General features: G+C 71.1%; 13 protein-coding genes. 12 read left to right on the top strand and 1 reads right to left on the bottom strand.

What is annotated here, in order from left to right; translation table 11 throughout:
• Positions 1 to 88: 88 nt before the first annotated feature.
• From LZF96_RS01015 to LZF96_RS01000, 4 genes are read left to right on the top strand one after another with little or no spacing between them, the layout of a single operon-like run.
• The gene (locus tag LZF96_RS01015; protein ID WP_233864678.1) at positions 89 to 1141 is read left to right on the top strand and encodes a sensor histidine kinase; all 1053 of its coding nucleotides are present in this window, start codon (positions 89 to 91) and stop codon (positions 1139 to 1141) included.
• On the top strand, positions 1138 to 1926 hold the full coding sequence (locus LZF96_RS01010; protein ID WP_233864677.1) for a LytTR family DNA-binding domain-containing protein: 789 nt from the start codon (positions 1138 to 1140) through the stop codon (positions 1924 to 1926). Before LZF96_RS01015 ends, LZF96_RS01010 begins: the two co-directional genes overlap by 4 nt.
• Entirely contained in the window at positions 1923 to 2501 is a 579-nt protein-coding gene (locus LZF96_RS01005; RefSeq protein WP_233864675.1) for a hypothetical protein, read from the top strand. Before LZF96_RS01010 ends, LZF96_RS01005 begins: the two co-directional genes overlap by 4 nt.
• A 5-nt stretch (positions 2502 to 2506) precedes the next feature.
• Positions 2507 to 3985 (top strand): cation acetate symporter, encoded by a 1479-nt coding sequence (locus LZF96_RS01000; RefSeq protein ID WP_233864948.1) that lies wholly within the window; start codon positions 2507 to 2509, stop codon positions 3983 to 3985.
• 26 nt (positions 3986 to 4011) lie between these two features.
• On the opposite strand, the gene LZF96_RS00995 is transcribed toward LZF96_RS01000, so the two are convergent.
• Positions 4012 to 4668, bottom strand: a complete 657-nt coding sequence (locus tag LZF96_RS00995; protein WP_233864674.1) for a Uma2 family endonuclease — start codon at positions 4666 to 4668, stop codon at positions 4012 to 4014.
• A gap of 590 nt (positions 4669 to 5258) precedes the next feature.
• Between LZF96_RS00995 and rpsJ the strand changes: the two genes are divergently transcribed.
• From rpsJ to rpsC, 8 genes are read left to right on the top strand one after another with little or no spacing between them, the layout of a single operon-like run.
• Positions 5259 to 5567: a 30S ribosomal protein S10 gene (rpsJ, locus tag LZF96_RS00990; RefSeq protein ID WP_016473429.1), complete on the top strand. Its 309-nt coding sequence runs from the start codon at positions 5259 to 5261 to the stop codon at positions 5565 to 5567.
• A 14-nt stretch (positions 5568 to 5581) separates the two neighbouring features.
• Complete coding sequence (gene rplC / locus LZF96_RS00985; RefSeq protein WP_233864672.1) at positions 5582 to 6226, top strand: 50S ribosomal protein L3; 645 nt, start codon at positions 5582 to 5584, stop codon at positions 6224 to 6226.
• A gap of 9 nt (positions 6227 to 6235) precedes the next feature.
• Positions 6236 to 6883: a 50S ribosomal protein L4 gene (gene rplD / locus LZF96_RS00980; protein WP_233864670.1), complete on the top strand. Its 648-nt coding sequence runs from the start codon at positions 6236 to 6238 to the stop codon at positions 6881 to 6883.
• On the top strand, positions 6883 to 7224 hold the full coding sequence (gene rplW, locus LZF96_RS00975; protein ID WP_233864668.1) for a 50S ribosomal protein L23: 342 nt from the start codon (positions 6883 to 6885) through the stop codon (positions 7222 to 7224). The genes rplD and rplW overlap by 1 nt, the downstream gene beginning before the upstream one ends.
• 40 nt (positions 7225 to 7264) lie before the next feature.
• Positions 7265 to 8101 (top strand): 50S ribosomal protein L2, encoded by an 837-nt coding sequence (gene rplB, locus LZF96_RS00970; RefSeq protein ID WP_233864666.1) that lies wholly within the window; start codon positions 7265 to 7267, stop codon positions 8099 to 8101.
• A 12-nt stretch (positions 8102 to 8113) separates the two neighbouring features.
• Positions 8114 to 8395 (top strand): 30S ribosomal protein S19, encoded by a 282-nt coding sequence (rpsS, locus tag LZF96_RS00965; RefSeq protein WP_103501089.1) that lies wholly within the window; start codon positions 8114 to 8116, stop codon positions 8393 to 8395.
• 44 nt (positions 8396 to 8439) lie between these two features.
• Positions 8440 to 8787, top strand: a complete 348-nt coding sequence (gene rplV, locus LZF96_RS00960) for a 50S ribosomal protein L22 (protein ID WP_233864664.1) — start codon at positions 8440 to 8442, stop codon at positions 8785 to 8787.
• Entirely contained in the window at positions 8787 to 9623 is an 837-nt protein-coding gene (gene rpsC, locus LZF96_RS00955) for a 30S ribosomal protein S3 (protein ID WP_233864662.1), read from the top strand. The genes rplV and rpsC overlap by 1 nt, the downstream gene beginning before the upstream one ends.
• Positions 9624 to 9626: the final 3 nt, after the last annotated feature.

Genomic DNA, 9626 nt, shown 5'->3' with positions numbered 1-9626 from the left:
GGCCGGCGGGACACGCTTCGATGACACCGGGGTGCCCCGTTCGTCCCAACCCTGTGGTCCGGGGTCCGCCCGGGTTACCGTTCCGCTCATGTTGGACCGGATGCGCCGCCGCTCCCTCCCCGCGGAGCACACCGCCGCCGTGCTCGCCGCGGCCGCGGAGGTCGACGAGGCGCTCGGGGACGGCCTGCGCGGACGCGGCGCCGGGCTCGCCGCCCGTCGGCTGCGCCGCCTGTTGGACGCCGACGCGGTGCTGCTCGCCGGCCTCGACGGACCGCCCACCGTCGCCGGTCCCGCGCCGGCCCCGGAGCTGCGTGCCGAGTTGGTCGGCCGCCCCCACGAGCACGGCACCGTCGTGCGGATCGGGGACTGGGCCGCCGCCCCGCTGCTGGTCGCCGGGGAACCCGCCGGGGTGCTCGCCGCCGCCGGGGCCGACGAGGCGGCCCTGACGGCCGCGGCCACCCTGGTCGCCCGCAGCCTGGACCACGCCGACCTGCGGCGGGCCAGGGCCCGCATCGCCCGCGCCGACCTGCGCACACTGCGCGCCCAGATCTCCCCGCACTTCCTGCACAACGCCCTGGCGGTGATCGCCGCCCGCATCCGCACCGACCCCGACCGGGCCCGCGGGCTGCTCACCGACTTCGCCGACTACCTGCGCTACAGCTTCTCCTCGCGCGGTGACTACGCCACCGTCGCCGACGAGCTCCAGGCCGTGCAGACCTACCTGGAGCTGCAACGTGCCCGCTTCGACGACCGCATGGAACTGACCGTGCGGATGGCCCCGGAGATCCTGCCGGTGGCCATCCCCTTCCTGATCATCCAGCCGCTGGTGGAGAACGCCGTGCGGCACGGACTGGAACCGAAACCCGGCCCCGGTTCGATCACCGTCTCCGGCTACGGCGAGGGCCCGCTGTGCGTCATCGAGGTCGAGGACGACGGGGTGGGGATGGATCCCGACCTGGCCCGCGCGATCCTCGCCGGTTCCGGCCCGCCGGCCAAACGGGTCGGCGTGGCCAACGTCGACCAGCGCCTGCGGGCGGTCTACGGACCCGAGCACGGTCTGGTCATCGAGACCGCGCCCGGCAGCGGCACCAGGGTCATCGTCCGCGTCCCCCGATTCCGGCGAGGAGTGTCCGCCGCATGACCGCCCCACCGTCCGCCACCGGTCCGGGAGCCCTGCGGCTCCTGGTGGTGGAGGACGAGAACTTCACCCGCGCCGAACTCGCGGACCTGCTCGCCGACCTGCCCGGCGTCGGTGACGTCCAGGAGGCCGACAGCGGCGAGGCCGCCGTGCGCCGGATCGGCACCGAGAGCTTCGACGCCGTCTTCCTGGACATCTCCATGCCCGGACTGGACGGCATGGAGGTCGCCCGGGTGCTCAGCGCGCTCTCCGAACCGCCCGCCATCGTCTTCGTCACCGCCTCGGAACGGCACGCCGTGGAGGCGTTCGGCATCGGTGCCGCCGACTACCTGCTCAAACCGGTCCGGCCGGAGCGGCTCGCCGAGGCGGTGGGCCGCGTCCGGGCGCTGCGCCGCCCACCGGCCGGGAACCCGCGGCCCCCGGCGGACGAGCTGTCGGTGGTGCAGATCGAGACCGGGCGGCACACCGTCTTCGTGCGCCGCGACGACGTGCAGTTCGCCGAGGCGCACGGCGACTACGTGCGACTGCACACCGAGGGCGACACCCACCTGATCCGGCTCTCGCTGTCCTACCTGGAGGAGGTGTGGGGGCCGGCCGGGTTCGTCCGCGCCCACCGCGGCTACCTGGTGGCGGTCCGCTGGATCCGCGACCTGCGCGTCACCGGCTCCGCCGGACTGCTGGCCTGCACCCCGGCGGGTGACGTGCCGGTCAGCCGGCGGCACGCCCGGGCGCTGAAGGAGCGGCTGCTGGCGGCGGTCCGCGACGACCCGGGGACCGGCGGGCGATGAGCCCGGAGCGCCGGCGGGTCCGGGTGACCAGCCCGCAGACCCGGCTCGCCCTGGCCCGCGGCCATCGCCCGCCGCACGGCCTGCTCGTCCCCGGCTCGCCCGGTGCCCCGGACGACGGCATCGGGGACCCGGCCGAACGGGCCCTCGCGGAGGAGGTCTTCCGGCGGCAGCGACGGCTCGCGGTGCGGACCATGGTGCTGCTCGGCACGTTGCTGTTCGGCCTCAGCGGGCTGCTGGCCCTGTGGCCGGCGCCGGACCCGACCCGGATAGCGGGGATCCCCGCCTCCTGGCTGCTGCTGATGACGGCCAGCTATCCACTGCTGTTGCTCAGCGCGGTGATCCATGTGCGGCGGGCCGAGCGCATCGAACGGGTGGGGAGCCCGGGGAGCCCGCGGCCGGGACCCGGCCCCGGGGAACCCGGCGACACCCGGGAGTCCTCCGGGCCGCCCGGGTCCCGGGTCCCGGGGCCCGGGGCGGTGCCGGGCGGGAGGTCCGACCCACGGCCGCGCCCGGCGTCCGATCCCTCGTCCGATACCTTGTCCGACCCGGTGCCGGGTGGGGGTGAGCGACCGTGACCGGGATGCTCGCCATCGGCCTGCTGCTGGTCACCAGCGTCCTGATCGGTGTGTACGGGGTGCGCGCGGCCCGCAGCGCTCCCGACTTCCTCATCGCCTCCCACCAGGTGCGCCCCGGCTGGAACGCCATGGCCATCGCGGGGGAGTACGTCTCCGCCGCCTCGGTGCTCGGCCTCGCGGGCCTGATGCTCAAGGAGGGCGTGGGCACGCTCTGGTACGCGGTCGGCTTCACCGCCGGCTACGTCGCGGTGGCCGCCCTGGTCGCGGGTCCCATGCGACGCTCGGGCGCCTACACCGTGCCGGACTTCGCCGAGTACCGGCTCGGCTCGCCGACCATCCGCCGCCTGTGCGCGCTCATCGTGTTGGTGATCATGTGGCTGTACCTGGTGCCGCAGTTCAAGGGCGCCGGAGTGGTCCTGCACCTGGTCAGCGGCACTCCCTACTGGGTGGGGGTGGTGTTGGCGGGACTGGTGGTCTCGGTCTCCATCGCGGTGGGCGGGATGCGCTCGGCGACCTACGTGCAGGGGTTCCACTACCTGGTGAAGCTGCTGTTCATCGCGGTGCCGGCGATCGTGCTGGTGGTCGGGGCGGGGGAGGGCGCCCGGGCGGAGGCGCTGCGGGTGGACACCACCGAGTGGAGCCGTCCGCTGCTGGACGTCGGCGGATCGGGGCAGCCGCTGCTGGCGACCTGGTCGGTGCTGCTGGCCACGACCCTGGGCGCGGTGGGCCTGCCGCACGTGATCATGCGCTTCCACACCAGCCCGACGGCGCGGATAGCCCGCCGGGTCGCGGTCGGCGTGATCGTGCTGCTCGGGGTCTTCTACCTGTTCCCCGCGGTGTACGGGCTGCTGGGGCGGGTCTTCACCCCGGAGCTGGCGACCACCGGCGACACCGACACGGTGACCGTGGTGCTGCCCGCGCAGATCGTGCCCGGCACCTGGGGGGCGGTGCTGACGGCGGTGGTCGCGGCCGGCGCCTTCGCGGCCTTCCTGTCCACCTCCTCCGGCCTGCTGCTGGCACTCGCCGGCGGGCTCTCCCACGACCTGGCGCGGGACGGCGCGCGCGGTCTGCCACGCCTGCGGTTGGCGGTGGCGGGCGGCACGCTGGTGGCGGTGCTGCTCTCGCTCCCCGCCGCCCGGGTGGACATCAACGTCCTGGTGGGGTGGGCCTTCGCGGTGGCGGCCTCGACGTTCTGCCCGCTGCTGGTGCTGGGCATCTGGTGGCGGGGCCTGACCGCGACGGGCGCGGCGGCGGGCCTGGCCACCGGGGTGTGCGCCGCCACCGGGGCCGCCCTGACCTCGGCGATGACGGAGACCGGGCCGGGGGCGGTGACCGTGCTGCTCGCACAGCCGGCGGCGTGGACGGTGCCGTTGGCGTTCGCCGTGATGATCGGAGTCTCCCGGGTGCGACGCTGGGGGGTTCCACCCTCGTGGGCCGGGCACGCGGTGCTGCGGCTGCACGCGCCGACCCCGCGCGACGGCTGATCGTCGATCCCTCTTTCCCCGCCCGCTCAGCGGGGGAGGAGGGTGTCCACGTCGATCTCGATCTTGGCGCCGATGCCCTCGGGCAGGACGAGGGTCTCGCCGGGACGGTGGACGCCGCGGGTGCGGTACCCGTCCTCCCGGGGGTCGGTGAGCAGGACGACTTCCCCTTCCCGACGGTTGCCGATGAGGTATACCGGGATGCCGGCCCGGGCGTAGAGGAGGGGCTTGGTGACGGTGTCGTTGACGTGGTTGCCCGAGGTGATCTCCACGACCATGCGAAAGACCCGCGGGTCGAGGCAGTTGTAGGCGACGACGTGTTCGAGGGCGTCGGCGTCGACCACCGCGAGGTCGGGGATGACGTAGTCCTCGTCACCGGTGGGCAGCCACAACCCGATTCCCCGCAGGACCTTGGTCTCCCCCCGGTGCAACTCGGCCAGGGCCAGGGTGAGGCCGGTGAGCGAGTCGGCGTGATGGCCGTCGGGTGGTGGGTTCACGATGAGTCGTCCCTCGAGGATCTCCGGTCGGTGGCCGGGTAGCTCGCGGAAGACCACCTCGGCCAGGTCGATGAGGCCCGTCACCGATCGCGCCGCGGGCGGGCTCGGCCGGTCCTCCGTCCTCTCCGGGGCGGGGGCCTGTTCCGGGGTGATGGTCATGTCGGTGCTCCTGTCCGCGTCGCGTGCCACGGGACCCCACCTCCGAGCGTAGGGGGGTGATCACCGTCCGGTGACCACGGGGATGATTCTCGCCGGTGGTGCGGACGCGCGCCGGGGGTGCGCGGAACGTGTCGCGCGCCGAAATCGGGAAAACCGGAAAACCGATCATTGAGCTGACCGTCGGTCGGTGCCGGGTCCGCGAACACTCGCCGGTGTGAGGGTCGTCACGGTCCGGCCGGGGTGTTCGGCCCGATTGGCGGGCGCTGTGTCCGGTATGGCACACTGGGCGGGTTGCTCGGTTGAGTGCCGATGCCGCGCGCCTCCCGCCGGGAGGACCGGAAGCGAGTCCCAATGTATTCGTCACCCCTGATCAGGGGTGGAAGTACCGGGATCTTCCGGGAAGCGTCGGTGGGGTGCCGACCAGGCACCTGGTGGACACCATCCCCCCGCCGCCCGCCGGAGAAACCCTCCGGAGGGTTTTCCATTGCGGTGAAATCCGTTCGGAAAGCGCGACACGCCCGACCGCGTGGGTCGAGCGAAGCGCAAGGCGAGGGGTCGGGGAGACCCGAATCCACCGGGTTCCGGAGCGTTGACCCAGAGAACAGGACTACGAACCAGCCATGGCGGGACAGAAGATCCGCATCCGGCTCAAGGCCTACGACCACGAGGTCATCGACAACTCGGCGAAGAAGATCGTCGAGACGGTGACCCGTACCGGTGCGTCGGTCGCGGGCCCGGTGCCGCTGCCCACAGAGAAGAACGTGTACTGCGTCATCAAGTCGCCGCACAAGTACAAGGACTCGCGCGAGCACTTCGAGATGCGCACCCACAAGCGTCTGATCGACATCCTCGACCCGACTCCCAAGACCGTTGACTCGCTGATGCGCCTGGACCTTCCGGCCGGCGTCGACATCGAGATCAAGCTCTGAGGGGTGCGCTGAAGATGACCAAGCAGATCAAGGGCGTCCTGGGCGAGAAGCTCGGCATGACCCAGGTCTGGGACGAGAACAACCGTGTCGTCCCGGTAACCGTGGTCAAGGCCGGCCCCTGTGTCGTGACCCAGGTCCGCACCGCGGACCGCGACGGCTACAACGCCGTCCAGATCGCCTTCGGCGAGATCGACCCCCGCAAGGTGAACAAGCCCCTCAAGGGCCACTTCGCCAAAGCGGGCGTCACCCCCCGTCGTCACCTGGTGGAGATCCGCACCGCGGACGCCTCCGAGTACACCACCGGCCAGGAAGTCACGGCCGAGGTGTTCGAGTCCGGCCTCAGGGTGGACGTGACCGGGAAGTCCAAGGGCAAGGGCACCGCCGGTGTCATGAAGCGCCACGGCTTCCGCGGTGGCAAGGCGTCCCACGGTGCCCACCGCGTGCACCGCAAGCCCGGATCGATCGGTGGCTGCGCCACCCCCGGCCGCGTGTTCAAGGGCATGCGGATGGCGGGTCGCACCGGTAACGAGCGGGTGACCACCCAGAACCTGACCGTCCACGCCGTTGACGCGGAGAAGGGACTGCTGCTCATCAAGGGCGCGGTTCCCGGTCCGAACGGCGGCCTCGTCCTGGTCCGCACCGCGGCCAAGGGGGCCTGAGGTTAAACGATGACCACCAACATTGACATCCTCTCGCCGGCCGGCGACAAGACCGGTTCCGTCGAACTCCCCTCGGAGATCTTCGACGCGCAGGTCAGCATTCCGCTGATCCACCAGGTCGTCGTCGCCCAGCTGGCCGCTGCCCGCCAGGGCACGCACAAGACCAAGACCCGCGGCGAGGTTCGCGGCGGTGGCCGCAAGCCGTACCGCCAGAAGGGCACCGGCCGCGCGCGCCAGGGTTCGACCCGCGCCCCGCAGTTCGCCGGTGGTGGCGTGGTCCACGGCCCCGTGCCGCGTGACTACTCCCAGCGGACCCCCAAGAAGATGAAGGCCGCCGCCCTGCGCGGTGCCCTCTCCGACCGGGCCCGCCACCAGCGCGTGCACGTCGTCTCCGGCGTCGTGGACGGCGAGGTCTCGACCAGGGCCGCCAAGACCCTCTTCGGGAAGATCAGCGAGCGCAAGAACCTGCTCCTGATCGCCGAGAAGGGCGAGCGCGACGCCTGGCTGTCGGCCCGCAACCTGCCGCAGGTCCACATCCTGGAGCCGACGCAGCTGAACACGTACGACGTGCTCGTCTCGGACGACGTGGTCTTCACCAAGGCCGCCTTCGACAGCTTCGTCGCCGGCCCGACCAAGTCCGAAGGGAGCGAGGCCTGATGAGCGAGGCGACCACCGTCACCGCCGAGGGCGTGACCAGCAAGACCTTCACGGACCCCCGTGATGTCCTGCTCCGCCCCGTGGTCTCGGAGAAGAGCTACGCGCTGCTGGACGAGAACAAGTACACGTTCGTCGTCGACACGCGCGCCAACAAGACCCAGATCAAGCAGGCCGTCGAGGCGGTCTTCTCGGTCAAGGTCGCCGGGGTCAACACCATCAACCGGCAGGGCAAGCGCAAGCGCACCCGCACCGGTTTCGGGAAGCGCGCGGACACCAAGCGCGCCATCGTGACCCTCGCCGAGGGCGAAACCATCGACATCTTCGGCGGCCCGGTCTCCTGACGGAGGTCCGAGCCGTCCGATACCGGACGAGGACATAAGAATGGGAATCCGCAAGTACAAGCCGACGACTCCGGGCCGTCGTGGCGCCAGTGTCGCCGACTTCGTCGAGATCACGCGGTCCACGCCGGAGAAGTCGCTGGTCCGCCCGCTGCACAGCAAGGGTGGTCGGGACAACTCCGGCCGGGTGGCCGTCCGTCACCAGGGTGGTGGCCACAAGCGGGCCTACCGCCTGATCGACTTCCGTCGGCACGACAAGGACGGTGTGCCGGCCAAGGTCGCGCACATCGAGTACGACCCGAACCGCACCGCGCGCATCGCGCTGCTGCACTACGCCGACGGTGAGAAGCGCTACATCATCGCGCCTGCCGGCCTGAAGCAGGGCGACCGCGTCGAGAACGGTCCGGGCTCCGACATCAAGCCCGGCAACAACCTGCCGCTGCGTCACATCCCGGTCGGTACGGTCATCCACGCCATCGAGCTGCGGCCCGGCGGCGGCGCCAAGTTCGCCCGTTCCGCGGGCGCCTCGGTGCAGCTGCTGGCGCGCGAGGGGCGCATGGCGCACCTCCGCATGCCCTCCGGTGAGATCCGCCTGGTCGACGTCCGCTGCCGCGCCACCGTTGGCGAGGTCGGCAACGCCGAGCAGTCGAACATCAACTGGGGCAAGGCCGGCCGGATGCGCTGGAAGGGCGTCCGCCCGAGCGTTCGCGGTGTGGTCATGAACCCCGTGGACCACCCGCACGGCGGTGGTGAGGGCAAGACCTCCGGTGGTCGTCACCCGGTCTCGCCCTGGGGCAAGAAGGAAGGACGTACTCGCTCGCCGAAGAAGGCCAGCAACAAGTACATCGTCCGCCGCCGCAAGACGAACAAGAAGCGCTAGGAGCAGGCCACGATGCCGCGCAGTCTGAAGAAGGGGCCCTTCGTCGACGACCACCTCAGCAAGAAGGTGGATGTTCAGAACGAAGCAGGCACCAAGAACGTCATCAAGACCTGGTCCCGCCGCTCCATGATCGTCCCGGCGATGCTCGGGCACACGATCGCGGTGCACGACGGTCGCAAGCACGTCCCGGTGTTCGTCACCGAGTCGATGGTCGGCCACAAGCTCGGCGAGTTCGCGCCGACCCGCACCTTCCGCGGCCACGTGAAGGACGACCGCAAGTCGCGTCGTCGCTGACCGACGGGTTGCGAGACAAGATGATTGACACCGAAGGGACAACCATGGAAGCCAGGGCCCAGGCGCGGTACATCCGCGTCACGCCCATGAAGGCCCGCCGTGTGGTGGACCTCATCCGTGGCATGGACGCCACGGAGGCCCGGGCGGTCCTGCGTTTCGCCCCGCAGGCCGCGAGTGAGCCGGTCGGCAAGGTGCTGGACAGCGCCATCGCCAACGCCGCGCACAACTACGACCACACCGATGTCGACACGCTCTTCATCAAGGAGGCGTACGTCGACGAGGGCCCGACCCTCAAGCGGTTCCGTCCGCGCGCGCAGGGTCGCGCCTACCGGATCCGGAAGCGGACCAGCCACATCACCGTGGTCCTCGGCAACAAGGAAGGGACCCGGTAATGGGACAGAAGGTCAATCCGCACGGGTTCCGGCTCGGCATCACCACCGACTTCAAGTCGCGTTGGTACGCCGACAAGCTGTACAAGGACTACGTCAAGGAAGACGTCGCGATCCGTCGCATGCTCACCAGTGGCATGGAGCGGGCCGGCATCTCCAAGGTGGAGATCGAGCGCACCCGTGACCGGGTTCGCGTCGACGTCCACACCGCCCGGCCGGGCATCGTCATCGGCCGTCGCGGTGCCGAGGCCGACCGTCTCCGGGGCAACCTGGAGAAGCTGACCGGCAAGCAGATCCAGTTCAACATCCTCGAGGTGAAGAACCCGGAGCTGGACGCCCAGCTGGTGGCCCAGGCCGTCGCCGAGCAGCTCGCCTCCCGGGTCTCCTTCAGGCGGGCCATGCGCAAGAGCATGCAGTCCACCCTGAAGGCCGGCGCCAAGGGCATCAAGGTCATGTGCAGCGGTCGGCTCGGCGGCGCGGAGATGTCGCGCTCCGAGTTCTACCGCGAGGGCCGCGTGCCCCTGCACACCCTGCGCGCCAACGTGGACTACGGCTTCTTCGAGGCCCGTACCTCCTTCGGCCGCATCGGCGTGAAGGTGTGGATCTACAAGGGCGATGTGAAGAACATCTCCGAGGTCCGCGCCGAGAACGCCGCCGCCCGCGCCGGTAACCGTCCCTCCCGTGGCGGCGGCGGCGGTTCCGACCGTCCGGCGCGCGGTGGTCGCGGTGAGCGCGGTGGCCGTGGTCGCAAGCCGCAGCAGAACGCTCCGGCCGAGGCCGCACGGGCCGAGACCGGCGCCGCCGCGGCGTCGCCCGACAGCTCCGGAAAGGAGGGCTGACCC

Source organism: Streptomyces sp. ST2-7A (genome assembly GCF_021390475.1).
GTDB lineage: Bacteria > Actinomycetota > Actinomycetes > Streptomycetales > Streptomycetaceae > Streptomyces.
This window is presented reverse-complemented; position numbering and strand designations above follow the sequence as displayed.